General features: G+C 65.4%; 21 protein-coding genes and 2 tRNA genes. 7 read left to right on the plus strand and 16 right to left on the minus strand.

Annotated elements, in window-relative coordinates; all coding sequences use genetic code 11:
• The first annotated feature begins 44 nt into the window (after positions 1–44).
• Positions 45–674 (plus strand): QsdR family transcriptional regulator, encoded by a 630-nt coding sequence (locus BMZ02_RS04210; RefSeq protein ID WP_091640163.1) that lies wholly within the window; start codon positions 45–47, stop codon positions 672–674.
• Here the strand turns inward: BMZ02_RS04210 and BMZ02_RS04215 are convergent.
• Positions 639–4,145 carry an indolepyruvate ferredoxin oxidoreductase family protein gene (locus tag BMZ02_RS04215; protein WP_091640165.1) on the minus strand — a complete coding sequence of 1,169 codons (3,507 nt, stop codon included), beginning with the start codon at positions 4,143–4,145 and terminating at the stop codon, positions 639–641. The two genes, BMZ02_RS04210 and BMZ02_RS04215, sit on opposite strands and share 36 nt — an antisense overlap.
• A gap of 164 nt (positions 4,146–4,309) precedes the next feature.
• Complete coding sequence (locus tag BMZ02_RS04220; protein ID WP_171909802.1) at positions 4,310–5,227, minus strand: acyl-CoA thioesterase; 918 nt, start codon at positions 5,225–5,227, stop codon at positions 4,310–4,312.
• 204 nt (positions 5,228–5,431) lie between these two features.
• Here BMZ02_RS04220 and BMZ02_RS04225 point away from each other — a divergent pair, with 204 nt between their 5' ends.
• The 4 genes from BMZ02_RS04225 (at position 5,432) to BMZ02_RS04240 (ending at position 7,765) form a co-directional block, all read left to right on the plus strand.
• On the plus strand, positions 5,432–5,938 hold the full coding sequence (locus tag BMZ02_RS04225) for a sigma-70 family RNA polymerase sigma factor (protein ID WP_091640168.1): 507 nt from the start codon (positions 5,432–5,434) through the stop codon (positions 5,936–5,938).
• Entirely contained in the window at positions 5,935–6,759 is an 825-nt protein-coding gene (locus BMZ02_RS04230) for an anti-sigma factor family protein (RefSeq protein ID WP_091640170.1), read from the plus strand. The genes BMZ02_RS04225 and BMZ02_RS04230 overlap by 4 nt, the downstream gene beginning before the upstream one ends.
• Positions 6,760–6,930: 171 nt before the next feature.
• A complete protein-coding gene (locus BMZ02_RS04235; RefSeq protein WP_091640171.1) occupies positions 6,931–7,119 on the plus strand; it encodes a hypothetical protein in 189 nt (62 codons plus the stop codon).
• Between the two features lie 82 nt (positions 7,120–7,201).
• Positions 7,202–7,765, plus strand: coding sequence for a porin family protein (locus tag BMZ02_RS04240; protein ID WP_091640173.1), 564 nt, complete (start codon positions 7,202–7,204; stop codon positions 7,763–7,765).
• 245 nt (positions 7,766–8,010) lie between these two features.
• Here the strand turns inward: BMZ02_RS04240 and msrA are convergent, their stop codons facing one another.
• The 5 genes from msrA to BMZ02_RS04265 all read right to left on the minus strand — a co-directional run bounded on the left by msrA (position 8,011) and on the right by BMZ02_RS04265 (position 13,146).
• On the minus strand, positions 8,011–8,604 hold the full coding sequence (gene msrA, locus BMZ02_RS04245; RefSeq protein ID WP_091640174.1) for a peptide-methionine (S)-S-oxide reductase MsrA: 594 nt from the start codon (positions 8,602–8,604) through the stop codon (positions 8,011–8,013).
• Positions 8,601–9,149 carry a peptide-methionine (R)-S-oxide reductase MsrB gene (gene msrB / locus BMZ02_RS04250; RefSeq protein ID WP_091640176.1) on the minus strand — a complete coding sequence of 183 codons (549 nt, stop codon included), beginning with the start codon at positions 9,147–9,149 and terminating at the stop codon, positions 8,601–8,603. The genes msrA and msrB overlap by 4 nt, the downstream gene beginning before the upstream one ends.
• 69 nt (positions 9,150–9,218) lie before the next feature.
• On the minus strand, positions 9,219–10,805 hold the full coding sequence (locus tag BMZ02_RS04255; protein ID WP_091640178.1) for a class I adenylate-forming enzyme family protein: 1,587 nt from the start codon (positions 10,803–10,805) through the stop codon (positions 9,219–9,221).
• A gap of 38 nt (positions 10,806–10,843) precedes the next feature.
• Positions 10,844–11,539, minus strand: coding sequence for a rhomboid family intramembrane serine protease (locus BMZ02_RS04260; RefSeq protein WP_091640179.1), 696 nt, complete (start codon positions 11,537–11,539; stop codon positions 10,844–10,846).
• A 74-nt stretch (positions 11,540–11,613) separates the two neighbouring features.
• A complete protein-coding gene (locus BMZ02_RS04265; protein WP_245753926.1) occupies positions 11,614–13,146 on the minus strand; it encodes a cryptochrome/photolyase family protein in 1,533 nt (510 codons plus the stop codon).
• Positions 13,147–13,231: 85 nt separating this feature from the next.
• Between BMZ02_RS04265 and BMZ02_RS04270 the strand changes: the two genes are divergently transcribed.
• Positions 13,232–13,870 (plus strand): 3'-5' exonuclease family protein, encoded by a 639-nt coding sequence (locus BMZ02_RS04270; RefSeq protein WP_091640183.1) that lies wholly within the window; start codon positions 13,232–13,234, stop codon positions 13,868–13,870.
• 1 nt (position 13,871) lies between these two features.
• Here the strand turns inward: BMZ02_RS04270 and BMZ02_RS04275 are convergent, their stop codons facing one another.
• Together BMZ02_RS04275 and der are read right to left on the minus strand one after the other, a co-directional pair.
• Positions 13,872–14,330, minus strand: coding sequence for an META domain-containing protein (locus BMZ02_RS04275; RefSeq protein WP_091640184.1), 459 nt, complete (start codon positions 14,328–14,330; stop codon positions 13,872–13,874).
• Positions 14,331–14,375: 45 nt separating this feature from the next.
• Positions 14,376–15,803 (minus strand): ribosome biogenesis GTPase Der, encoded by a 1,428-nt coding sequence (gene der / locus BMZ02_RS04280; protein WP_091640186.1) that lies wholly within the window; start codon positions 15,801–15,803, stop codon positions 14,376–14,378.
• 214 nt (positions 15,804–16,017) lie between these two features.
• On the opposite strand from der, the gene BMZ02_RS04285 reads away from it, so the two are divergent.
• Positions 16,018–16,815, plus strand: a complete 798-nt coding sequence (locus BMZ02_RS04285) for an enoyl-ACP reductase FabI (RefSeq protein WP_091640188.1) — start codon at positions 16,018–16,020, stop codon at positions 16,813–16,815.
• Between the two features lie 47 nt (positions 16,816–16,862).
• Here the strand turns inward: BMZ02_RS04285 and BMZ02_RS04290 are convergent, their stop codons facing one another.
• From BMZ02_RS04290 to clpP, 7 genes are all read right to left on the minus strand, one after another.
• Entirely contained in the window at positions 16,863–18,782 is a 1,920-nt protein-coding gene (locus tag BMZ02_RS04290) for a SurA N-terminal domain-containing protein (RefSeq protein WP_091640189.1), read from the minus strand.
• A 205-nt stretch (positions 18,783–18,987) separates the two neighbouring features.
• Positions 18,988–19,064 (minus strand) — tRNA-Asp (locus BMZ02_RS04295).
• 18 nt (positions 19,065–19,082) lie between these two features.
• A tRNA-Val gene (locus BMZ02_RS04300) sits at positions 19,083–19,158 on the minus strand.
• Positions 19,159–19,173: 15 nt separating this feature from the next.
• A complete protein-coding gene (locus tag BMZ02_RS04305; protein WP_091640191.1) occupies positions 19,174–19,446 on the minus strand; it encodes an HU family DNA-binding protein in 273 nt (90 codons plus the stop codon).
• 269 nt (positions 19,447–19,715) lie between these two features.
• Positions 19,716–22,163, minus strand: a complete 2,448-nt coding sequence (lon, locus tag BMZ02_RS04310) for an endopeptidase La (protein ID WP_091640193.1) — start codon at positions 22,161–22,163, stop codon at positions 19,716–19,718.
• A 226-nt stretch (positions 22,164–22,389) separates the two neighbouring features.
• On the minus strand, positions 22,390–23,670 hold the full coding sequence (gene clpX, locus BMZ02_RS04315) for an ATP-dependent Clp protease ATP-binding subunit ClpX (RefSeq protein ID WP_091640194.1): 1,281 nt from the start codon (positions 23,668–23,670) through the stop codon (positions 22,390–22,392).
• 271 nt (positions 23,671–23,941) lie between these two features.
• Positions 23,942–24,562, minus strand: coding sequence for an ATP-dependent Clp endopeptidase proteolytic subunit ClpP (gene clpP, locus BMZ02_RS04320; protein WP_091640419.1), 621 nt, complete (start codon positions 24,560–24,562; stop codon positions 23,942–23,944).
• Between the last annotated feature and the right edge of the window lie 21 nt (positions 24,563–24,583).

Raw genomic sequence — 24,583 nt, forward strand, 5'->3', positions numbered from 1 at the left:
AAGCGTTACGAATAATACCAATCGACTGAAACGGGGCTCCGCCAATGAGCCGCAAGACGCCTCTCGCCCTTGCCCTGAACGACGCCAGCCGCAGCAGCCGGCCAACCCCGATCACCGCCTTCCGCCTGGCCCGTCGCTGGTGGCTGGATGGCAAGCGTCTCAACCTGTCCGCGCTGGCGGAAGAACTGGAGATCGGCCGCGCAACACTGATGCGCTGGGTCGGCAACAAGGAGCTGCTGCTCGGCGAGATTCTCTGGTCGCTGTACAAGGACGTGTTCGACGAGGCCAGGGCGCGGGCCGATGCCAACCCCTCGCTCCAGGGGGTGGATTACCTCGCGGCGATCTACCACGACGTAAATACGGAGGTGATGGGCGCCGAGCCCTTGCACCAGTTCCTGCGCCAGGACCCCCAGTTCGCCCTGCGCGTGCTCACCTCCAACGTCAGCGGCCTGCAGCGCCGCCTGATCGACACCTGGTCGGCGCTACTCCAGGAGCAGGCCCGGGCGGGCCGGATCGACCCGCAACTGGATACCGACAGCCTCGCCTTCTTTCTCGTGCGCATCGGCGAAGGCGCCATATACAGCGACATCATCTGTGGCCGCGAGCCGGGCCTGGACCAGGCAACAACCGCCTTCCGGCTACTGCTCAGCAGCCCCGACACGACCGGCCGCTGACGTCCGGCGGCCGGCTCCGGCCGAGCCCGTCTCGGGGGCGTGAAACCGCTCAAGCAACGCATCCCGCTGCTGGCGCATCCGGTCCACGCTGGCCTGTTTTACGTGGCCGTACCCGCGGACACTGCCGAACTGCCGCACCAGCGCCACCCCATGGTGGTGATTCTCCGGCCGCAGGCCAGCCAGCAGCTCATCGCACAGGCGCTCAAAGTCGGTGATCAGCTGGCGCTCCAGCCGGCGATCCCCCGAGTACGCGAACGGGTCCAGAAGCGTTCCCCGCAGCACCTTCATGCGCGCCAGCACCCGCATCACCGGCAGAATCCAGGCACCGAACTCGCGTTTACGGGGCTCACCGGTGTGCGGATCCCGGCGTGCCAGCAGCGGCGGCGCGAGATGCAGGCGCACCCGGTAGTCACCGGCGAAGGTCTCTTCCAGCTGGCGCGCGAAGGCGCCATCGGTGTAGAGCCGTGCCACCTCGTACTCGTCCTTGTACGCCAGCAGCCGGAAGTAGCTGCGCGCGACGGCGTCCGTCAGTTCCCTTGAACCGGGCATGACGCGCTGCTCGGCGTCGCGGGCACGCTCCACCAGCGCGGTGTAACGGTCCGCATAGGCGGTATTCTGGTAGACGGCCAGGTCCGCGTGGCGGCGCTGGATCCAGGTGTCCGGATCAGGGGCATCCTCGTGCGCCGCGTCGCCCGGGCACGCCTGGCGCTGGACCGTCTCCATGTCATGCGCGGCATGGCGCCCCCAGAAGAAGGCCTGCTGGTTAGCCTCGACCGCGGTCCCGTTCAGTTCGATGGCGCGGTCGATCGCCTCCGCCGAGACCGGCAGCAACCCTTGCTGATAGGCGAACCCGACCAGAAACAGATTCATGGTGGTGCTGTCGCCGAACAGCCCCTCGGTGAGAGCGGCGGCGTCCAGGGCGTGACAGCCGCCGGAACGGCTGTGCCCACGGATCTGCTCCACCATCTCGCGGGTGGGGAACGGCATGTCCGGGTTGCTGATGAACGCCGCTGGCATGACGGCGTGGGTATTGATCACCGAGGCGGTGCGGCTAGCGTCCATGCGGCCCAGGCTGTCCCGGCCGGAGGCCACCACCAGGTCGCTGCCCAGCAGGAGATCCGCCTCGCCCGGGGGGATGCGCGGCCCGTGGAGCTGATCGGGATCGCCTGCGATACGGATATGGCTGGTGACGGCCCCGTACTTCTGGGCCAGCCCGGTCATGTCCAGCACCGCGACACCCTTGCCCTCCAGGTGGGCCGCCATGCCCAGCAGCGCGGCGACGGTGACGATGCCAGTGCCGCCCACCCCGGTCACCACGATGCCGTAGGGTGTGTCGGGGCGCGGGAGAACGGGGTCGTCCAGGGGCGGCAGCGCGCTTGGGTCGGCATTCGCCTCCGGCCTGCGCAGGGTGCCGCCGTGCACCGTCACGAAGCTCGGGCAGAAGCCGTCAACGCAGGAGAAATCCTTGTTGCACTGGCCCTGGTCGATGGCCCGTTTGCGGCCCAGCTCCGTCTCCACCGGCATCACGGAGAGGCAGTTCGACTTGCTGTTGCAGTCGCCACAGCCTTCGCACACCCGGGTATTGATGAAGGCGCGCTTGGCCGGGTCCGGCATGGTGCCACGCTTGCGACGGCGCCGCTTCTCGGCGGCGCAGGTCTGGTCGTACACCAGGGCGGTCACTCCCGACTCTTCACGCAGATCGCGCTGGAGCGCGTCCAGATCACGCCGGTGATGCACCCGCACGCCGGGCGCCAGGGGTGTAGACGAGCCGTACTTCTCCGGCTCGTCACTCACCACCACCGTGCGCCGGACGCCCTCCGCGGCCAGTTGCCGGGTGATCTGCGGCACGTCCAGCTCGCCGTCCACGTGCTGACCACCGGTCATGGCCACCGCGTCGTTGTAGAGGATCTTGTAGGTGATGTTGGCGCCGCTGGCCACAGCCGCACGGATGGCCAGCAGGCCGGAGTGGAAATAGGTGCCATCACCCAGGTTGGCAAAGATGTGCCGCGTCTCCGTGAACGGCGCCTGCCCGATCCAGGGCACACCCTCGCCGCCCATGTGGGTGAAGGTCTCGGTCTGGCGGTCCATCCAGTTGGCCATGTAATGACAGCCGATTCCGGCCGTCGCCCGACTCCCCTCCGGGACCCGGGTGGAGGTGTTGTGCGGACAGCCGGAGCAGAAGTGCGGCATGCGCTCCACCAGCGTACGCCCGGCGGCCAGTGCCGCCTCCTGCTGCTCCAGGAAACGCAGACGCCGCTCCATGACGGTGCTGGCGTGGAAACGGCCCACGCGCGCCGCGATCACCCGCGCCACCTGTCCGGGGTTGAGCTCGCCGGCGGACGGCAGAATCCACTCCCCGTACTCGTCGTACTTGCCCACCACGCGCGGCCGGCTGGCGTGTTCCCAGTTGTACAGCTGCTCCTTCAACTGGCTCTCGATCAGCGGGCGCTTTTCCTCCACCACCAGGATCTCTTCCAGCCCGTCGGCGAAGCGGCGCACTCCCTCCGGCTCCAGGGGCCAGCTCATGGCGACCTTGTAGAGACGCAAGCCGATGCGCGCCGCCTCGTCATCGTCGATACCGAGATCGAGCAGCGCCTGGCGCACATCCAGATACGCCTTGCCGGTGGTGACGATACCGAGGCGCGGCGCGGGGCTGTCGATCACGAGCCGGTCGAGCCGGTTGGCGCGGACGAAGGCCAGCGCGGCCTGGAGCTTGTAGCGCTGCAGCCGGTATTCCTGGTCCATGGGCCGGTCGGGCCAGCGGATCCCGAGGCCGTCCGGCGGCATCTGAAAGTCTTCCGGCAGCGCAATGGCCACCCGGTCCGGGTCGATACTGACCGAAGCCGATGCGTCCGCCGTGTCGGCCACCACGATGAACCCCGTCCAGCAACCGCTGTAACGGGACAGCGCCCAGCCGTACAGCCCCAGATCCAGGACGTCCTGGACATCGGCCGGATGCAGCACCGGCATCTGCAGGTCCATGAAGGCAAACTCGGACTGACTCGGCAGCGTGGACGACTTGCAGCCGTGATCGTCACCGGCCACGGCGAGCACACCACCATGGGGCGCGGTGCCGGCCGAGTTGGCGTGGCGGAACACGTCGCCGGTGCGGTCCACACCGGGCGCCTTGCCGTACCACATGCCGACCACGCCGTCGTAGCGCGCCCCGGGCCACAGCCCCACCTGCTGACTGCCCCAGACGGCCGTGGCCGCCAGATCCTCGTTGACGCCGGGCTGGAAACGGATGGACTGGCGCTCCAGGAACGGCCCCGCCTCCCACAGCGCCTTGTCCAGCCCACCCAGCGGCGAACCGCGGTACCCGGAGATGTAGGCGGCAGTATTGAGACCGGCAATGTTGTCGCGCTGGCGCTGCATGAGTGGCAGCCGCACCAGCGCCTGGATGCCGTTGAGATACACGCGCCCGGCGTCCCGGGCGTACTTGTCGTCGAGGCGAACGTCGGCGAGCACCATCAGGGGATCTCCCTTGTCGGACAGCCGATTGTTGCCCCGGCCTCGGCCGGGGCGCCATGTCCGCCGCCGGCCTTTTGAGCTGGGCGGACCTTCCTCTGACGATCCGCCGGTCCGCACCGGGAGTCAATTTGCACTGCACCATGCCACCCGCGACGGGATGGGCGTCAGGCAGAGAGACCTTGAATGACGTGGCGCTCAAGCACGGCGCGACTCGCCTCCGGGATGACCACCGCCTTGCGCGCCTTGAGGTCCAGCAATACCGCAACCGCTTCCGCCGTGGCCACACAGTCGCCCGTGGCCACGTCGAACAGCCAGTGCCCGAACTGATAGGTCTTGGTCGAAACCGCCTTGATACCGCTGCGCAACTCCAGCAGGTCACTCTCCCGCACGGCGCGCCGGTACACGAAGCGGTACTCCAGTGCCGCGCCCCCGAGCGGACTCTCGGAGCGGTCCTCCGCGGTGAGGTGGACCAGCAGATTGGGGATGGCGTCGGAGACGATACCCATGTGGGCCTCGGTTGCGAGCCGGCCATGGCCGTCACACATGCGCGGCAGCACCGGCCCTTTCCAGGTGCTCAACATGCCACTTGCCACCGCTTCATCCAGCGTCGGCCCGGGCCGTGGCGGCGCCATTTCAAGCCCCCGTGGCGCGCCGTGCGCGGGAATCTCCGTGCGCAAGGCCTCGGCCTGCTCGAGCACGTGTCGCGGTATCGGCCGCAGCTCGCCGGTGGCGTGATCCTGCAGCACCGCCGTGACGATGAAGGACGCTGCCACGTCGCCGCTCGCCACATTGACCATCTCCTGGTACACCACCAGCCGCTCGCGGGTCGCTTCGACGATGCCGGCGTTGATCACCAACGGTGCACCCGGACGCTGCTCCCGGAGAAACCGGATATGGTGGTCCGATGGCGTCAGGCGAACGCCGCTTTCCCGGACAAATCCCGGCCCCAGCCCGAGGTGCTGCCCCAGCATGGCCAGGGCGGCAGCCGACTTCTCCACGTAAAACTTGACGTTCATGTGGCCCATCATGTCGATTTCCCACGACTGAACGCTATTGCGGTAGACTTCCAGCAGAGGTGTCATGGTTTCCGTGTCATCCCTTGGGTGCATGTTGATGTGCCGACGTCGCCGGATTGGCGACGCCGGCCCCCGATTGTTGTCGCCGTCGCGCAACAGGTCGAAGGCGTCGCGCGTTGTGCTAGCGTTGAGGAACCCCAACATACAACACTGTCGGGGAATCACCAGAGCGATCTCGCTCAGGATGAACCGCCAGGAGAACGCATCAACATGCAGAGTCTTCGCACACGGATTACCGCGGAGATCCCCCACCTGCGGCGTTACGCGAGAGCGCTTGCCGGCTGCCCCGAAGAGGCGGATGATCTCGTCCAGGGGTGTCTTGAACGCGCTCTGAAGAATGCGCAGAAGTGGGATCCCGAGAAGGGCCTGCGCTCGTGGTTGTTCCGCATCCTGCACAACAACCACGTGTCGCGCCGACGGTCGGTGGACCGCGAACTCTCCTTCCGGCGGCATTTCCGTGAACCGGACTCCGTGGCTGCCGGACAGGAAGTATCCACGGAGCTTGATGGCGTCCGGGCTGCCATGGCAGAACTACCGGAAGAGCATCGCAACGCACTGCTGCTGGTGGCCGTGGAAGGGTTCACTTACGAAGAAGCCTCGGAAGTACTCTCTGTGCCAGTGGGCACCCTGCGCTCCCGGCTTTCCCGCGCAAGGGAAGCACTGAGGGCGAAAACCAACGGAGCAACAGCCGAGACTGTGGAACGGGGTGCCGAATGAGCAACGACACCATCAGTTCCGAAATGATCAACGCCTACCTGGATGGCGAGCTGGATGCCGCCACGCAGGCGCGGGTCGCGGATTATCTCGCCCGCTCGCCGGAGGCGATGGCGACCGTGCGCGACTACGAAGCGCAGACGCACGCGCTGCATCAACTCTACGACCCGATTCTCGATGAACCCGTTCCCGACCGGCTTCTGGCTGCCATCACTCCTGAACAAGCCCATGGCGGTGCCAAGGCCGGCTGGCTGCGACGCAGCGTGCCCCTGGCCGCTGCTGCCTCGGTGGCGATGATAGTGGGCGTGGTCGCCGGCTGGGTGCTGCGCAGTGATCTCTACGAGCAGGAGGCGGAGCGCATGGCGATGCAGATCTTCCTGCAGCAGGCCTCCAGCTCCTACTCACTCTACGCCCGCGAGGATTCTCCCTGGCGGGAGACCCGCCTCGAGGACGACCGGGACCGTTTCGGCGAATGGTTCCGTGAACGCAATGAACTGGAGATCGCCGCACCCGAGCTGGACGACGACGGCTTCGAATTCGTCGGCGGGCATGCACTGCCCTCCTCGTCGGGCTCCGCGGGTCAGATGCTCTACCGCAACGAAGACGATCAAATGGTCGCCATCTACTTCCAGGCCCGAGGCGAGGACTCCATCGTCTCGCGGGCGTTCGATCGGAACGGCGGCGCCTCCTTCCTGGAACAGGACGACCTGTCCATGTACCACTGGAACTCGGAGTCCGGATCAACCCGCTACGCGGTGCTCGGCTCGGTGGATCAGGACATGCTGAGCTCCCTGGCGGAGCGGGCGTTCGACCACTTCCGCTAAGGGAACACCGAACAGTTCCACCGACCACATCACATCCCATGGAACTCTTCCCCCACCTTCTGCGTATGTAGGGATGAACAACGGCATGACGGGGCTTCCCCGTTCTGCCGTTGCTCGAATCCCGGCCCGTGCAAGGCCGGACACGGACGGTCAAGAGGAAGGTAAACGACGATGTGGAAGCTACGCCACGCCCTGTTCATCCTGCTCCTGGGGCTTGCCCTGGGGACGCTGGGTCTCACCGCCTGCGATGACCAGGGGCCCGCCGAGGAAGCCGGTGAAGAAGTCGATGACACGGCCGATGACATCGGCGACGAGTTCGACGACGCCGGTGACGAGGTAGAAGACGCGTTCGACGACTGACACACCCCCAGCAGTCCGCAGCACCCCGCCACCGAACGGGGCGGGGGACGTTTTCTTTTCGCCATGAGACAGGAGACTCGTCATGACGCACACAAGGATCTGGATTCCCCTCGTGATCACCGGTCTGATGGCCGCGCCGGCCACCGTGATCGCACAGTCAGCGACGCAGCCGGAAGTCCGGGGTTACCTGGGCGGCGGCCTTGGCTATTACCGCCTCAACGACGAGGACTTCCCCGACGAAGAGGACGACATCAAGGACAACCGCTGGTCCTGGCGCGTGTTCGCCGGCATGGAGGCCAACCGCATCTTCTCCCTGGAGGCGGGCTACGTCGACCTCGGCACCGCCGAGGACGGCAACCTGGATACGGATATCAACGGCTGGACCATTGCCGGCATGGCCGCCCTGCCGGTCACGGAGTTCTTCGCCCCGTACGCCCGGGTCGGTCAGTTCTTCTGGGATCGGGAGCGCAGCACGTCCGGTCCCGTGGACGCCAGCTACAGTGACGACGGCAACGACATGTTCTACGGCGTTGGCGCCCGGTTCACGCTGACCGAGCGCACCGACCTGCGCCTGGAATACGATCGGATGTCAGTTGACGACACGGATGTCGATCTGGCCTCGATCAACATGCAGTTCCGCTTCTAAGGCGCAATCCCGCAGTAAGGGCCGGCGGCCCCCGCCGGCCCGCCCTTTCCCTGGCACGGCCGTGGTGAGTATGCGGATATCGTTGACGCCATGCGTGATGAACCAGCCACCTCTCCGGTGGACCTGAAGGTCCACCCTACTGGGTGACCAGGCACCACGGCTTCCGTAGGGTGGACCTTCAGGTCCACCATCCCCCACCACAGGCGAGACAACTAAGCGGCGCGCCCTTCCCGGGCGATGCACCGTCAATCCCCCCAGAGCGCGTCCAGTCGCGCATCCCGGCCGCAACTGGTGCGGTAGAAGCGGTACCGCAGCGGGCGTTTCTGGTAGTAGTCCTGATGGTAGTCCTCGGCAAGATAGAACGTGTCGGCATCGCGAATTCGGGTGACGACGGGATCCTCGAACCGCCCGGACGCCTCCAGCGCCTGCAGCGAGGATTCGGCCTGCTCCCGCTCCGCCTCATTCCCCACGAAGATGGCCGCACGGTAATGCTCGCCGCGATCGCAGAACTGTCCACCATCATCCAGGGGGTCGATGTTGCGCCAGAAGACCTTCAGCAACGTGGCGTAGTCGATCCGCTCCGGGTCATAGGTGACGCGAACCGCTTCCAGGTGGCCGGTATCGCCGGCAGTCACCTGCTCGTAGGTCGGGTCTTCTACATGCCCGCCGGTGTAGCCCACCTCGGTGTCCAGCACGCCGTCCAGCTCGTCATAGGGCGGCTGCATGCACCAGAAACAGCCGCCGGCAAAGACAGCCTGGCGCTCCTCCGCCATGGCGACGCCGGCGATCGCCAGCGCCAGCAGCAGCCCGGTGGCGCCGGTCAGCAAGGTGCGGCTCATGTCTCGCGCCCCCGCAGGTCGGGCAACGGCTCGTCGGCACGCACGAACCGGAGTGCCAGACCGTTGTTGCACCACCGCTCACCCGTGGGCTCGGGGCCATCATTGAAGACATGCCCCTGATGCCCGCCACAGCGGATGCAGTGATACTCCGTTCGTGGCCAGATCAGCCTGAAATCAAGCTTGGTGTCCACATGCCCCTGCAGTGGTTCGTAGAAGCTCGGCCAGCCGGTACGGCTGTCGAACTTGGTCCCGGAGCTGAACAGTGGCAGGTGGCAGGCGGCACAGACGTAGGTGCCATCGCCGTACTCCGAGTCCAGCGGACTGGAGAAGGACGGCTCGGTCCGCTCGCGGAACAGCACCTGCCAGGCATCGTCACTGAGGACGGCCCGCCACGCGTCCGCGGAGCGGCTGAGCCGCTCCAGCTCCCCGGCGTTCACCGCCACGTCATGGTGCGCGCCGTCCGCACGCGCCGCAAGCCACCCCGACGGCAGCATCGACAGCACACCCAGTGCCGACATGCCGCCGATAAAACGACGCCTTTTCATGATGTCCCTCCACCCTCACCCATGCCTTTGACAACCAGGCACGGGTAAAGTTGACGTGGCGCTGCAACCTCAAGCCGGCCCCACCCCGCCACTACCCGGCTCATCACCAAGGGGGCGGTAGGTGTCACGCAGCACGTATTTCATCAGCTTGCCTGAGGGGGTCCGGGGGAGCGCGTCCACGAATACCACGTGCCGTGGCCGCTTGTAGCCCGCCAGCCGCTCGCGGCAGAACGCGACCAGGTCATCCGCCTCAAGGGCGGCACCTGAGCGCGGGACCACCACGGCACAGACCGTCTCCACGAATTGCGGATCGGGCACGCCGATGATGGCCACTTCACGAACGTCCTCGTGCCGCATGAGCACGTCTTCCAGCTCGGCGGGGTAGATGTTCTCGCCACCACTGCGAATCATGTCCTTCTGCCGGCCGGCGATGCACAGCAACCCGTCCGTGTTCAGTCGGCCAAGATCGCCGGTACGGCACCAGCCATCCACGAACGTCTCGGCCGTCGCGTCCGGGCGCTGCCAGTACGCCGTGCAGACCACCGGGCTACGGATCCAGATCTCGCCCTCCTCGCCCGCCGGCAGCGGGTCGCCCGATTCACCGCGGATGCTGATCTCGGTGAAGGGCATGGGGCGGCCCACGCTTTCGGGCGCGTGGCGGGTTTCCTCCCCCGTGGTGGCGGCCGCAATGGGCGTCCCCTCGGTGAGCCCGTACACCTGCACCAGCTCGATCCAGGGGTAGCGGTCGTTGATGGCCTGGATGGCCCAGGGCAGCAGCGGATCTCCACCGCAGAAAACGCGGCGCACGGTGCCCAGCTCCACGGGTTGGCCGTCGTCGAGCTGAACCAGGTCGTAGATCATGAACGGAAACAGGAACACATCCGTCACGCCGCGCGCGGCGATGATGTCCAGCACCCTGCGAATGCTGAATCCGCCACTCTCCAGCACCACCGCGTGACCGCCCACGGCCAGGGCGGCGCTGGTCAGGTCTTCCACCGCACCCACGTGGTACATGGGCCCGGTGGTCATGGCCACGGTCTGCTCGTCCAGCCCCCACTGCAGCGCCTGCATGGCGGCGAACCAGAGCGTATTGGCATGGTTCCAGAGCGCCCCCTTGGGCCGGCCGGTGGTGCCCGAGGTGTACATGAGCATGGCCGGTGCATCCGCGGCGGGCACCGGTACATCCGGCTCCTCGTCAACACCCTCCTCCAGCACCGACCAGGGGTGCGCCCAGGGCGGCACCCCGGCATCCCCGTCCACGAGGGCAACCCAGTCGTCCGCCGCCACCGCATCACGGATGGGTTCGATACGCTCGGCCAGGGAGGCGTGAAAGCAGACTGTCCGGCTGCCGGAGTCGTTCAGCGCATAGGCCAGCTCTTCCGGTGCGAGGCGGAAGTTCAGCCGGACCGCGACGGCGCCCAGCCGCATGACAGCCAGATACAGCGCCCAGTACTCGAGGCAGTTTAACAGCAGTATCCCGACCCGGTCGCCTGACCGCACGCCGCGGGCCTGGAGGCTGTTGGCGTAGCGACAGACCCGCTCGTCCAGCTCGCCATAGGACCAACGCTCGCCGGCGCCGATGGACACCGCCGGCTGCGCGGGGTCAACACGGCTGCCGGGCCAACCGGCTCGCCGCGGGATGAAGCCTGCATCCATCGCCTTCCCCTCCGGTCATTGTCGTTATCGCGATCGTGTCAGGTAGTTCGCCCCCGGAACAACCGCACCCGCCGGAACTTGAACAACGGAATCAGCAGCATGCCGGCCACGAAACCGCCGATGTGCGCCAGGAAGGCCACCCCCGGCTCATTGGGGTCTGCCGTGGCACTGCTCAGCAGCTGCAATCCGAACCATGCCACCAGTACGATGCCCGCCGGAAGCCGGACCGGGTAGAAAATGATGCCGAGCGGGATAATCACGGTGATGCGGGAGAACGGGTGCAGCATCAGATAGGCACCGAGCACACCCGAGATGGCACCGCTCGCACCGATCATGGGAATCTGGGACTCCGGCGCCGCCAGCCCCTGGGCAAGCGCCGCGAGTATGCCGCACAGAGCGTAGAAGATGATGAAACGCCCGTGCCCCATGGCGTCTTCGACGTTGTTGGCAAACACCCACAGATACAGCATGTTGCTGATCAGGTGCATCCAGCCGCCGTGGAGAAACATGGAGGAGAGCGGCGTTACCCAGACCGGCACGGCCTCCAGGGACGGCGGCAACTGCGCGTGATCAAAAAACACCGCGGGGATGAAGCCGTATCCATGCAGAACGCTGACGTGATCACGCTGATCCAGACCGATCTGCCAGAAGAACACGCCGATGCAGGCCGCCAGCAGCGCCCAGGTCACCACGGGTGCGATACGGGTGGGATTGTCGTCGGCGACCGGGATCATGCCGGCACTCCTCTGTGACCGTCCGGGTCTGTCAGACGGCGACAGTAGCACAGGCCGGCACCGTGTTGTGGTGCCTACGACACCATCCGGCGATGACGCGTGGCGGACACCCGCACCGCCTCCCGGGTGCCGGCATCAAGCCGCTCCAGATTGCGGACCTGCATGCGGGTGCGGGGATTGTCCCGCAGCCACCCCTCGTGGCGCTGGAGGAAATCCCAGTAGAGGGTGGTGAACGGGCAGGCGTCGTCGCCGCTGCGCTTGCCGGGATCGTAACGGCAGTCCGAGCAGTAGTTGCTCATGCGCTGGACGTAGCGGCCGGAGGCGCAGTACGGCTTGGACGCAAACACGCCACCATCGGCAAACTGCGACATGCCCAGGGTGTTCGGCGCTTCCACCCACTCCACCGCGTCGACGTAGACGGCCAGATACCACTGGTGAACCTGGCGCGGTTCAACACCGAGGAGCAACGCATACAACCCGGTGATCATCAGTCGCTGGATGTGATGGGCGTAACCGTAGTCCAGGGTCTGGCGCAGCGTCTGCCGCAGGCAGGCCATGTCCGTGTCACCGGTCCAGTAGAAAGCGGGGAGATCCGCGTGGGCATCCAGTGCGTTGCCATCCAGGTACTCCGGCATGCGCAGCCAGTAGATGCCGCGCACGAACTCCCGCCAGCCGAGAATCTGCCGGATGAACCCCTCCACCGAGGCAAGCGGCGCCCGCCCCTCGCGCCACGCCCATTCAGCCGCGTCCACAACCACGCGGGGTGCCAGCAACTTGAGATTCATGGCGGCGGACAGACGGGAGTGATACAGCCAGGGTTCGTCCCGCCATAATGCATCCTGGTAAGGGCCAAACGCCGGGAGGCGATGGCTGACGAAATCCTCCAGTGCGTCCCGGGCCTGCTCGGGCGTCACCGGCCAGTCGAAGGCGTCCAGCCGCCCGGGATGCTGCGGGAAGTACCGCTCCACGTCGGCAATCACCTCGCGGGTCAGCGTATCCGGCGGGAAACGCAACGGCTGCGGCAGTAAACCGGGGCCGTCGGCGCCAAAGGATTTGCGGTTGTCGGCGTCGAAGTTCCAGGATCCGCCCACGGGCTCGTCCCCGGTCATCAGAATGCCGTGATGGCGCCGCATGGCCCGGTAGTAGTTCTCCAGGCGCAGCTGCTTGCGGCTCCGCGCCCAGACGCGGAACCGCTCCGGCGAATCGAAGAAGTGGCGATCGCGGACCACGGTCAGGCGAAGTCCGGCGGCGCGCACGGTCGCCTTGAGGCGCCGGTATACGCGATAATCCCCGGGGTGTGTCACCAGTACACGCTCGGGCCTGAGGCGCTTGAGGTCTGCCGCCAGCGCCGACGCCAGGCTGGTATGCTCGTGCTCGCCCAGCCGGCGGTAGTGGACGGTTACCCCGCTGCCGCGCTGCCCGTCGGCGAAATGGCGCATGGCGCTGAGAAACAGCGTAATGCGGGCCTTGTGCGACCAGACGTGTGTCGCCTCCTCCGGCACCTCCGCCATCCAGATCGCATCGGTGGACTTGTCGAAGTCATCGAACACGGCCGCATCGCGGTTGAGTTGATCACCCAGGCAGAGGATAAGCTGTCGAAGGGCCACGAGGGTCTCCCGGCTGACAAGAAGAGTTGCTCCAGCGTTCCACGGGCAACACATGACATATAAGAAGTGTACAGGAGATGTATAAATGTCGCGATTCCGTAAACCGCCGAACGACGTCTTCGTCTCCACGGACATCGAGGCGGACGGCCCGGTACCGGGGCTCTACTCCATGCTCTCCCTGGGGTCCGCCGCCTACTCGCTGGAGGGTGAACTGCTGGACACGTTTTCCGTGAACCTGGAGACGCTACCGGAGGCGGGAACCCACCCTGACACCATGGCGTGGTGGGAACAGTGGCCGGAGGCGTGGGCTGCATGCAGGGAGAACCAGCAGCCCCCGGAGCAGGGACTGCAGGCGTACCGGCACTGGCTGGAGAGCATGGGCGGGCGTCCGGTGTTCGTCGCCTGGCCGGTGGCGTTCGATTTCACCTTCGTGAACTACTACCTGCACCGCTTCACCGGCGGGACGCCATTCGGCTATACGGCGCTGGACATCAAGAGTTACGCCATGGCGGTCATGCAGACCAGCTCCTTCCACCGGGCGACGAAGAAGCGCCTGCCGGCGCGCCTGTTCGAGCCGGGCCTGCGGCACAACCACATTGCGCTGGACGACGCCCTGGAGCAGGGGGCGCTGTTCATGGCGATTCTGCAGGAGAACCTCTCCCGCGGCATGCCCGACGTGAATCCGGCGGACTACACGGAGTACCCGGACTGGAACGCGGACTAGATCAGTCCGGGGCCGTGAGTTCCCATTCCTGGCCGTCCTGGAAATGAAGCACCAGCGTATCGCTGCTGCGGGACCACTCCATGGTCCGGGTCAGATTGGTCACGAACAGCGCTTCGAACGCACGGGCATCCGCGTTCTGGATCTGGCAGGCGGCACGGGTAAGGCCGATGGCACCGAAGCGCAGGTGGTCGTCGTCGACATGCTCCACCTGCGCGTTCCAGCTGTTGCACGCAGCGGAGCCGGCCACCTGCCCGTCACTGGCAATCTCGATGGAGAACGGCACCGCCTCCGGCTCCAGGTACTGCCCCTGGGGGTCGACGGCCCCGACGACACGCCAGTCTCCGACCAGGGCTTCCGGCGGCTCGTCCATGGACACGGGCCGCACCGTCTCGGGCTGGGGATCCGTGGCGCAGCCCGCCAGGACGACACCGGCCAGCACCAGGGTTGAACGCACTCGCATTGTCAGCTCTCCTGCTTCGAATGTATCCGGGGGCGGCGCACGGCGTTACCGCCGCTTTTTCTTCTTCTCGCTCTTCTTGATGTGCCGGATCATGCGATCCCGGCGCTGTTGCTGCCGCTCACTCAGTGTATTGCGACGCCCTTCGAACGGGTTGCCGGTGGTCTTGAACTCCAGGCGCACCGGTGTGCCCTGGAGCTTCAGCACATCCCTGAAGGTGTTGGCCAGATAGCGACGGTAGTCCCGCGGCGTGCGCTCGGCCTGGTTGCCGTGGACCACGATCACCGGCGGATTGCGGCCACCCTGGTGGGCATAACGGAGTTTGATCCGCCGCCCCCGGACCAGCGGCGGCGGATGCCGGTCCACGGCGTCCTCCAGAACCTGGGTCAGGCGGCCGGTGGAGAGATCCCGGTTGCCGGCCTCATGGGCCTGATCCACGGCCTCCAGAAGCAGCCCGACGCCGGTCCCGTGCAGCGCGGAGATGAAGTGGATCTCGGCGAACTCCAGGAACCCCAGCTTGACGCGCAGCAGCCGGCGCACGTCGTCCTTGTCGTGGTCGCTCAAGCCGTCCCACTTGTTCACGGCGATGACCAGACCGCGCCCGGCTTCAATGGCGTGGCCCACCAGGTGGGCGTCCTGCTCCGTGACCCGCCCCCGGGCGTCCAGCACGATGATGACCACGTGCGCGGCATCGATCGCCGCAAGCGTCTTCACGACGCTGAACTTCTCCACCGATTCCTGAACCCGGCTGCGGCGACGCACGCCCGCGGTGTCAATCAGCGTGTAGTGACGACCATCCTTCTCGAACGGCACCTCGATGCTGTCGCGGGTCGTCCCGGGCGCGTCGTACACCAGCACCCGTTCCTCACCCAGAAGGCGGTTGATCAGTGTCGATTTACCCACGTTGGGGCGCCCCAGCACTGCCACCCGCGTGGCCGAATCCGCCTCCGGCACGACCGCCGCGCTGTCACCTTCCAGCCGCTCGCGGGGAAGGCCTCCGAGCACCGCTTCCAGCAGCGCCTTGATCCCGTGCCCGTGAGCGGCGGCGATGGGCGCCGGCGCCCCCAGACCAAGCGCATGAAATTCCGCCCCTGCCACGCCCGGATCCAGGCCTTCCGTCTTGTTCACCGCCAGCACCACGGGTTTCCCCGCGCGCCGCAGCCGCGCGGCCACATCCTGATCGCCGGGCGTGATGCCGGCACGCCCGTCCACCAGGAAGACGACGCCATCGGCTTCCTCGACGGCCTGCATTGCCTGTTTGTGCATGCCGGCCTCGACCCCTTCGGGGTCGTCACCCAGCCCCCCGGTGTCGATGACCACGAACGGCTGCCGCCCGACCCGTGCGCGCCCGTACTGCCGGTCACGGGTCAGCCCCGGGAAGTCGGCCACCAGGGCGTCCCGGCTGCGGGTAAGGTGATTGAATAGGGTGGACTTGCCGACGTTCGGGCGTCCGACCAGGGCGATTACGGGGTCCATGGGCCTGTCTTCAGATCATTGCCGGCAGTGAAATAAGCCGGGTCGCAGGATAGCAGAACTCCACGATCGACGCCGTGTCCACGTGCCGGGCTGCCCGAAAAGCACGCGAATACGTTATAGTCCGCCCGGTGTCGTCACGGCGCGCCCTGCCCCGGGGAGCGGGCGCTCCGTGCCGCTGTTCACGATGACAACTGTCACAGCGAGGAGACCTGTCATGGGATTTCTTTCCGGAAAAAGGGTGCTGATCACCGGCGTGGCCAGTAACCGCTCCATCGCCTACGGCGTGGCTCAAGCCATGCGGCGCGAAGGCGCAGAGCTGGCGTTCACCTACCTGGGCGACAAACTCAAGCCGCGGGTCGAGAAATTCGCCGCGGAACTGGGCAGCGATATCGTTCTGCCGCTGGATGTGAGCCAGGACGAGGACTTCGACAATCTGGGTCCGGCACTGGCGAAGCACTGGGACACGGTGGATGCGGCGGTGCACTCCATCGGCTTTGCACCCCAGGACGAGCTCAAGGGGTCGTACGTGGACAACACCACACGGGACGGCTACCGCATTTCCCACGACATCAGCGCCTACAGCTTCGTCGCCCTGGCCCGCGCCCTGCGCGGCCTGATGCACGAAGAGTCGTCGCTGCTGACCCTGACCTATCTCGGCGCCGAACGGGCCCTGCCCAGTTACAACGTCATGGGCGCCGCCAAGGCGAGCCTGGAAGCCAGCGTTCGCTACATGGCCTACGACCTGGGCCCCCATGGCATCCGCGTCAACGGCCTGTCCGCCGGCCCGATCAAGACACTGGCCGCCGCCGGTATCGGCAGCTTCCGCAAGATGCTGGAGTTCAACGCCCGCTCCGCTCCGCTGAAGCGCAACGTGACCACCGACGAGGTGGGCAACGTGGCCGCGTTCCTCTGCTCCGATCTGGCCCGCGGGATGACCGGCGAGATCGTGCACGTGGACAGCGGCTTCCATATCGTCGGGCTGCCCGGCCTGGACGGCCTGGAAGAAGAATAAGATCCAGCCCGGGGTGGCGCTCCGACCGGAGGCCACCCCGGCCCTGGCTAGCGGTAGTCGTCGTCGTGGACTTCCACGTCGGCATCGGCCCGAAGCTGAGCCAGGAACTGCTCGACGGCCTCATCGCCGTACGACTCCCGCAGCCGCTCCGCCAGTTCGCGACGCTCCTCCGCGTCAATGCCCTCGGCATCGCCATCACGAACGCCACGCAGAACCAGGATCACCGGGTCATTCGCGGCGAGGATTCTCTCCAGGCTCGGCGTGTCGTTCTCGGGGCGGACCATGCCGAATACCGTGCGTAGCACCTGCCCGGGCGCTCCGCCCTCCTGGCGGTTCACCCAGCCGATGTCCTCGAAGGACACGCGATCATCCTCAGAAGCGATCTCGGCCGGACTCTCACCAGCCCGGATACGCTCCATGATCTCGTCCGCGAACGCCTCGGCTGCCTCGGCAGCCTTGCGGTCACGCACGCGGGCCTCGATCTCGTCACGAACCTCATCCAGTTCCAGTTGTTCCTGGGGCTCATGCTCCGAGACCCGTACAACCACCGCCCGGTCATCACCCAGCTCGATGACGGCGCTGTTCATGCGATCCTCCAGCACCTCCCGGTCAAACGCGGCTTCAAGCACCTCTGGCTCGGACGCGATGCCGTCGCCCCCCTCGCGGGTGATCCAGTCGGTCTCGTGAATCTCCAGCCCCAGTCCCTCGGCTGCATCATCGAGCGTGTCGGGGGAGTCGAAGGCCAGCTCGTCGAGGCGGTTCAGATCGTCGAAGAACTCGTTGCTGACCTGCTCTTCCGCGATTTCACGGCGCAGCTCATCACGCACCTCGTCCAGGGGCGTGACCTCGCCGCCCGTCGAGGTGGTGGCTTCGATCAGGTGAATACCGAAAGGCGAGCGAACGGGCTCGGAGAGCTCGCCCTCCTCCAGCGCAAACAGCGCGTCCTCGAAGGGCTCGACCATGTCACCGCGCTCGACACGGCCAAGATCACCGCCACGCGCGCCGGACGCCGGGTCGTCGGAGTACTCCTCCGCAAGCTCTGCGAACGACTCGCCATCGGTGATCCGCTGACGCAACGCTTCGGCGCGCTCCTGCGCCTCGCTGACCGTGTCATCGTCCGCATCCTCGTCCACCCGGATGAGAATGTGGCGCGCTTCCACCTCGCGGTCCTCGGTATATCGCTCATCGCGGACCTGTTCGTAGCGGGTCTCGATCTCCTCGTCGCTCACATCGACGCCGTCGATGAGATCCTCGCGGCGCAGTTCCACGTAGGCGAGCCTGACCCGCTCTTCCGTCACGAACGTGTCCCGGTGTTCGTCGTAGTAAGCCTGGATGTCGTCGTCCGAGACCTCCACGTCGTCGTGCCAGGCGCTGTTATCCAGCCGTAGCCACGCGACGTCCCGTTCCTGCATCTGCAGACGCAGGAGATCATCCACCTCGCGCTCGGTAACCAGACCACTCTCGGTGAATGCAGCGCGCACCTGCTGCGCCAGGGCATCCTGGCGAACATGCTGCTCGTACTGCGCCGAGTTCATCTGGTTCGCCCGGAGTACCGCCTGATAACGCTCCTGGGAAAAACGCCCGCCCTCATGGAACACCTCCTGGGAGCGGATGATCGCCGCCAGGTCCTGGTCCGAGACGGTCATGTTGCGATCGTCGATATAGTCGGCGACCAGCCGCTGGTTGATCAGGCGCTCCAGTGCATCACGCCGGATCTGCCGATCAATCTCGTCGGTGATCTCCAGGTCGTCACCGTAGGCCTGCTCGATCTGCTGACGCTGGTTACGGTAAGCCCGGCCCACCTCATCACGGCTGATATCCGAACCGTTGACGGTCGCCACGGCGCGTGGCGTGCCACCGGGCTCCATGTAGTTGGACAGACCGAACAGCGCGAACGCGGAACCAATAAGAATAATGACCACCCAGGCGATCCAGCCGGTCGCCCGATCTCTGATGGATTGCAGCATGCTCCAACCTGTCCCTATTGATGCGGCCAGCCCCGCGTGGCCGGCTGCCACTGACGCAACCTATATCGTATCAGGCCAAGGGCACTGACCGTCATGGCCATGTAATGGTTCCGGATCGACTGCACCGGACTTTTCTTCTGGCACCGTACAAACACGATGCCCTGTAACACGAAAGGCGCCCTAAGGCGCCTTTCGATAACAAATATGGCGGAGCGGACGGGACTCGAACCCGCGACCTCCGGCGTGACAGGCCGGCATTCTAACCAACTGAACTACCGCTCCGGATTTTGATACACCACGTGGTGGGTGGTGAGGGGATCGAACCCCCGACATTCGCCTTGTAAGGGCGACGCTCTACCAGCTGAGCTAACCACCCCAATCGAAGAAGGCGCTAGTTTACAGCATCCTTCAGCGCTTTGCCAGCCTTGAAGCTCGGCACTTTGGTCGCAGGGATGTTGATCGTTGCGCCGGTCCGCGGGTTGCGACCGGACCGAGCCGCGCGCTCACGCACGGAGAAGGTGCCGAAGCCCACCAGGCTCACGGAATCGTTCTCCTTCAGGGCGCTGGTCACGGCATCCACCATGGCGTCTACCGCCTTGGCAGCGGAAGCCTTGGACAGGTCAGCGTTCTGGGCAACGGCTTCGATCAGTTCCGATTTGTTCATCCTGTAATCCCCTTAGTGTTGTTCTACCTGGACAACGTCACTTCCATTTCTCACCGCAGCCACTCTACAAGCTATGCGGTTCCTCGGGAAGATGCGGCCTGCTTCTCGCAAAGGCGCCAGCTGCGCCAGCTGCAGGGCCACTTTATCGCATCTGAGCCTGCCTCTGTCCAGCCCCCGGGGCCATATTCGACCCAATAAAAAAAGCTGGTGGTGCATGGGTGCCCGTCACCACCAGCCGTGCGTTTTATAGCAATCCCGCCAGCACGGTGTCAATGCGCCCTGACACCGCCTTCCTTCTTCTTGCTCCGGGACCGCTTCTTCGGTGCCTGATCCTCGTCGGTGCCCGCCTCGTCCTCGGGCAGCGGCTGAGGGGTCTGGACCAGTGCCAGTTCAAGCACTTCGTCGATCCAGCGCACCGGGCGCACGTCGAGCTTGCCGATGACGCCCTTGGGGATCTCCTGGAGATCCTTGCGGTTCTCCTCCGGTATCACCACGGTGGTGATACCGCCGCGATGCGCCGCCAGCAGCTTCTCCTTGAGCCCACCGATGGGCAGCACCTCGCCGCGCAGGGTGATCTCGCCGGTCATGGCCACGGACGACTTCACCGGGATCCCCGTGAGGGCGGAGACCAGCGCCGTGCACATGCCGATACCGGCGCTCGGACCATCTTTCGGGATGGCCCCTTCGGGCACGTGAATATGCACATCGCTGTTCTGGTGGAAGTCCGGCTGGATGCCGAGCATTCCTGCACGGCTGCGGACCACTGTCATCGCCGCCTGAATGGACTCCTTCATCACCTCGCCCAGCTGACCGGTATGGGTCATCTTGCCCTTGCCGGGGACGATGGCGGACTCGATGTTCAGCAGCTCGCCACCGACCTCCGTCCAGGCAAGACCGGTGACATGCCCGATCTGGTCCTTCTCTTCGGCCACCCCGTAGCGATAGCGCCGCACACCCAGGTACTTGTCCAGGTTCTGGGTGTTCACCACCAGCTTCTTGTCCCGCGGTGTCTGCACCAGCTCCTTCACCACCTTGCGGCAGATCTTGGCGACTTCACGCTCGAGGCTGCGCACGCCCGCTTCGCGGGTGTAGTGGCGGACGATGTCCTTGAGCGCATTTTCGCTCACTTCCAGCTCGCCTTCCTTGAGCCCGTTCGCCTTCATCTGCTTCGGCAGCAGGTAACGCTGGACGATATTGACCTTTTCATGCTCGGTGTAACCCGCCAGCCGGATGACCTCCATGCGGTCAAGCAGCGGCGCCGGGATGTTCATGGTGTTGGCGGTGCAGATGAACAGCACCTCCGACAGGTCCACATCCACTTCCAGGTAATGGTCCTGGAACGTGCCGTTCTGCTCCGGATCAAGCACCTCCAGCAGGGCCGACGCCGGGTCGCCGCGGAAATCCATGGCCATCTTGTCGACTTCGTCGAGCAGGAACAGCGGGTTGCGCGTGCCGGCCTTGGAGAGGTTCTGAACAATCTTGCCCGGCAGCGAGCCGATATAGGTGCGCCGGTGGCCGCGAATCTCCGCCTCGTCACGCACACCGCCCAGGGACATCCGCACGAACTTGCGGTTCGTGGCCCGGGCAATGGACTGACCCAGCGAGGTCTTGCCCACACCGGGAGGGCCGACCAGGCAGAGAATCGGCCCCTTCAGTTTCTTGACCCGCTTCTGTACGGCCAGGTACTCGAGGATGCGCTCCTTGACCTTCTCCAGACCGTAGTGGTCGTTGTCCAGTACGTCCTGGGCCTTGTCCAGGTCGTGCTTGACCCGGCTGCGCTTCTTCCAGGGCACGGACACCAGCCATTCGACGTAGTTGCGAACCACGGTCGCCTCGGCCGACATGGGCTGCATCATGCGCAGCTTGTTGAGCTCGGCCTTGGCCTTGGTCATGACCTCGTTGGGCATGCCGGAGTTGTCGATCTTCTGCTCAAGATCGTCGGTATCGTTGGGCGCGTCTTCCAGTTCGCCCAGCTCCTTCTGGATGGCCTTCGCCTGTTCGTTCAGGTAGTACTCGCGCTGGCTCTTCTCCATCTGCTGCTTGACGCGACCACGAATGCGCTTCTCGATCTGCAGCACATCGATCTCGCCTTCAATCAGCCCGAGCAGGTGCTCGAGCCGCTCACGCACGTCCTCGATCTCCAGGATCTGCTGCTTGCCCTCGATCTTCAGGGCCATGTGCGCCGCGATGGTATCGGCGAGGCGGCCCGGATCCTCGATCCCCTGCAGGGAGGAGAGAATCTCCGGCGGCACCTTCTTGTTGAGCTTCACGTACTGATCGAACTGACTCATGATCGACCGGGCCAGCACGTCGACCTCCCGGTCATCGGAGTAGTCGGCCTGTTCCGGGACCACGGCTTGCGCCGTGAAGAAGTCGTCGTCGGCGTGAACACTGATCACGCGGGCGCGGTGCAGCCCCTCGACCAGCACCTTGACCGTGCCGTCGGGGAGCTTGAGCATCTGCAGAATGGTCGCAACCGTGCCCTGTTCGTAAAGGTCCGACACGGCCGGCTCATCCACCTCGGCACTCTTCTGCGCCACCAGCAGGATCTGCTTGTCCGCCTCCATGGCGGACTCCAGCGCCTTGATGGACTTCTCCCTGCCCACGAACAGGGGGATCACCATGTGGGGATAGACGACAACGTCACGCAACGGCAGCACCGGCGCGGCGTTCAGGGTTTCCTTGACGATTTCAGAGCTGTCGTCTTTGCGGGTCATGTAGGGTCAACCTCGCTTGAACTGGTTTGGAGGCAGGGCGGACACGCCAAGCCATGAAACTTGCCTGTCTCTCAATATGTGGTCGTACCGTGCCGGTTTCAATGCATCACCGATGGCAATTGCGCGATGAGCATCACGGGCCCGGACAGCCGTTGCCGTGTACCAACCGGTGGATCTGGGGAGAGGCAGGAGCGACGGGGCGGCGAAACCGCCGCCCCGCATCGCGCTAGTCTGACGCGGCCCGGGAATGCTCCGGGGACTCGTAGATCAGGTAAGGCTTGGTTTCGCCGCGGATCACCGCGTCATCCACGACCACCTTGCTGACACCTTCCATGGACGGGATGTCGTACATGGTATCAAGCAGCACGTTCTCGATGATGGTGCGCAACCCGCGCGCACCGGTGCCCCGCTCCATGGCCTTCTGCGCCACTGCCCGCAGCGCCTCTTCCCGGAACTCCAGTTCCACGCCTTCCATCTCGAAGAGCTTCTGGTACTGCTTGGTGACAGCGTTCTTGGGCTGGCTGAGGATCTCGATCAACGCATCCTCATCCAGCTCGTCCAGCGTCGCGATCACGGGCAGACGCCCGACGAACTCCGGAATCAGCCCGTACTTGATCAGGTCCTGGGGTTCGACGTCGTGCAGCGTCTCGCCCATGCTCTTGCGCTCGCTCTCCACCTTGATCTCGGCGGAGAAGCCGATGCCACCGCTCTCGGAACGATCACGGATGAGCTTGTCCAGGCCAGCGAACGCGCCGCCCACGATGAACAGAATGCCGCCGGTGTGCACCTGCAGGAACTCCTGCTGCGGGTGCTTGCGCCCGCCCTGGGGCGGCACCGAGGCGGTGGTGCCCTCGATCAGCTTGAGCAGGGCCTGCTGGACCCCCTCACCCGATACATCGCGGGTGATGGAGGGGTTGTCGGCCTTGCGCGAGATCTTGTCGATCTCGTCGATGTAGACAATGCCCGTCTGGGCCTTCTCCACGTCGTAATCACACTTCTGCAGCAGCTTCTGGATGATGTTCTCCACATCTTCACCGACGTACCCCGCCTCGGTGAGCGTGGTGGCGTCAGCAATGGTGAACGGAACATCCAGCAGCCGTGCGAGTGTCTCCGCCAGCAGCGTCTTGCCCGACCCAGTGGGCCCGATCAGCAGGATGTTGCTCTTGGTGAGCTCGACGTCGTCCTTCTTGCCCTGAACCGCTTCCAGCCGCTTGTAGTGGTTGTAAACCGCAACCGAGAGCGTCCGCTTGGCCAGGCCCTGACCAATGACATACTCATCCAGTACGTGGGCGATTTCTTGGGGTTTGGGGAGTTGCGAGTCGCCGGACGCGCTCTTCTCCTGCATCTCCTCACGGATGATGTCATTGCAGAGCTCGACACACTCATCACAGACGAACACGGACGGACCGGCGATCAGCTTGCGTACTTCATGCTGGCTCTTGCCGCAGAAAGAGCAGTACAGCAGCTTACCGCCGTCGTCACCACGCGTCTTGTCTCTGTCGCTCATGACCGATCCTCGGTTGGTTCCAGGACTTGCATGGCTTGCGCCACACCGCGCTGGCGGATGCCATCACTTCAAACCATGCCTGCTTTTGAGGGGCCACGCAAGGGCGCACGCCGCGGATGGCGCCCCATGTCACAGTCTGGCCGGGCTGGTGCCGAACGCGTGGCGCGGCGGTCTGCGCCGATCGCAACGGCCGCCAAACCGGGCGCGCGCGACAGTCCGGGGAGGTAGGAAGCGCCGTGCACCGCTGCTCGCGGCGCACGGCGGCTGATTCTCAGGAGTCGCTCACCGCCGAGCGGTCCTGCAGGACCTGGTCAACCAGGCCATACTCCCGCGCCGCTTCCGGCGCCATGAAGTTGTCCCGCTCGGTATCATTCTGCACCGTCTCCAGATCCTGCCCGGTGTGGTGGGCGAGAATCCGGTTGAGCCGGTCGCGGATGCTCAGGATCTCGCGGGCATGGATATCGATATCCGTGGCCTGCCCCTGGTAACCGCCCAGCGGCTGATGGATCATGACCCGGGAGTTCGGCAGCGAATAGCGCTTGCCATGGGCACCGCCTGCCAGCAGCAGTGCCCCCATGCTCGCCGCCTGCCCGACACACATGGTGGACACGTCGGGCTTGATGAACTGCATGGTGTCGTAGATCGACAACCCTGCGGTCACGGACCCGCCCGGCGAGTTGATGTAGAGGTGGATGTCCTTGTCCGGGTTCTCCGACTCCAGGAACAGCAACTGCGCCACGATCAGATTGGCCATGTGATCCTCGACCGGCCCGATCAGGAAGACGACCCGCTCCTTCAGCAGCCGTGAGAAGATGTCGTACGCCCGCTCGCCGCGGGACGTCTGCTCGACGACCATGGGTACCAGGTTGGCCTGGATCTCGGACGCGCTCATGGTGGTTTCGTTGCTGGCCAT

Origin of the sequence: Aquisalimonas asiatica (assembly GCF_900110585.1) — a bacterium.
GTDB lineage: Bacteria > Pseudomonadota > Gammaproteobacteria > Nitrococcales > Aquisalimonadaceae > Aquisalimonas > Aquisalimonas asiatica.

What these genes read in the sequence shown, in the direction of transcription:
- BMZ02_RS04275 (WP_091640184.1), bottom strand. Translation starts at nt 14,330, where the DNA reads ATGCGAGTGCGTTCAACCCTGGTGCTGGCCGGTGTCGTCCTGGCGGGC.
- BMZ02_RS04215 (WP_091640165.1), bottom strand. Translation starts at nt 4,145, where the DNA reads ATGGTGCTCGCCGACGTTCGCCTCGACGACAAGTACGCCCGGGACGCC.
- BMZ02_RS04235 (WP_091640171.1), top strand. Translation starts at nt 6,931, where the DNA reads ATGTGGAAGCTACGCCACGCCCTGTTCATCCTGCTCCTGGGGCTTGCC.
- der (WP_091640186.1), bottom strand. Translation starts at nt 15,803, where the DNA reads ATGGACCCCGTAATCGCCCTGGTCGGACGCCCGAACGTCGGCAAGTCC.
- msrA (WP_091640174.1), bottom strand. Translation starts at nt 8,604, where the DNA reads ATGAGCCGCACCTTGCTGACCGGCGCCACCGGGCTGCTGCTGGCGCTG.
- lon (WP_091640193.1), bottom strand. Translation starts at nt 22,163, where the DNA reads ATGACCCGCAAAGACGACAGCTCTGAAATCGTCAAGGAAACCCTGAAC.
- BMZ02_RS04230 (WP_091640170.1), top strand. Translation starts at nt 5,935, where the DNA reads ATGAGCAACGACACCATCAGTTCCGAAATGATCAACGCCTACCTGGAT.
- BMZ02_RS04270 (WP_091640183.1), top strand. Translation starts at nt 13,232, where the DNA reads ATGTCGCGATTCCGTAAACCGCCGAACGACGTCTTCGTCTCCACGGAC.
- BMZ02_RS04305 (WP_091640191.1), bottom strand. Translation starts at nt 19,446, where the DNA reads ATGAACAAATCGGAACTGATCGAAGCCGTTGCCCAGAACGCTGACCTG.
- BMZ02_RS04225 (WP_091640168.1), top strand. Translation starts at nt 5,432, where the DNA reads ATGCAGAGTCTTCGCACACGGATTACCGCGGAGATCCCCCACCTGCGG.
- BMZ02_RS04220 (WP_171909802.1), bottom strand. Translation starts at nt 5,227, where the DNA reads ATGACACCTCTGCTGGAAGTCTACCGCAATAGCGTTCAGTCGTGGGAA.
- BMZ02_RS04260 (WP_091640179.1), bottom strand. Translation starts at nt 11,539, where the DNA reads ATGATCCCGGTCGCCGACGACAATCCCACCCGTATCGCACCCGTGGTG.
- clpX (WP_091640194.1), bottom strand. Translation starts at nt 23,670, where the DNA reads ATGAGCGACAGAGACAAGACGCGTGGTGACGACGGCGGTAAGCTGCTG.
- BMZ02_RS04290 (WP_091640189.1), bottom strand. Translation starts at nt 18,782, where the DNA reads ATGCTGCAATCCATCAGAGATCGGGCGACCGGCTGGATCGCCTGGGTG.
- BMZ02_RS04210 (WP_091640163.1), top strand. Translation starts at nt 45, where the DNA reads ATGAGCCGCAAGACGCCTCTCGCCCTTGCCCTGAACGACGCCAGCCGC.
- msrB (WP_091640176.1), bottom strand. Translation starts at nt 9,149, where the DNA reads ATGAAAAGGCGTCGTTTTATCGGCGGCATGTCGGCACTGGGTGTGCTG.
- BMZ02_RS04285 (WP_091640188.1), top strand. Translation starts at nt 16,018, where the DNA reads ATGGGATTTCTTTCCGGAAAAAGGGTGCTGATCACCGGCGTGGCCAGT.
- BMZ02_RS04255 (WP_091640178.1), bottom strand. Translation starts at nt 10,805, where the DNA reads ATGGATGCAGGCTTCATCCCGCGGCGAGCCGGTTGGCCCGGCAGCCGT.
- clpP (WP_091640419.1), bottom strand. Translation starts at nt 24,562, where the DNA reads ATGAGCGCGTCCGAGATCCAGGCCAACCTGGTACCCATGGTCGTCGAG.
- BMZ02_RS04240 (WP_091640173.1), top strand. Translation starts at nt 7,202, where the DNA reads ATGACGCACACAAGGATCTGGATTCCCCTCGTGATCACCGGTCTGATG.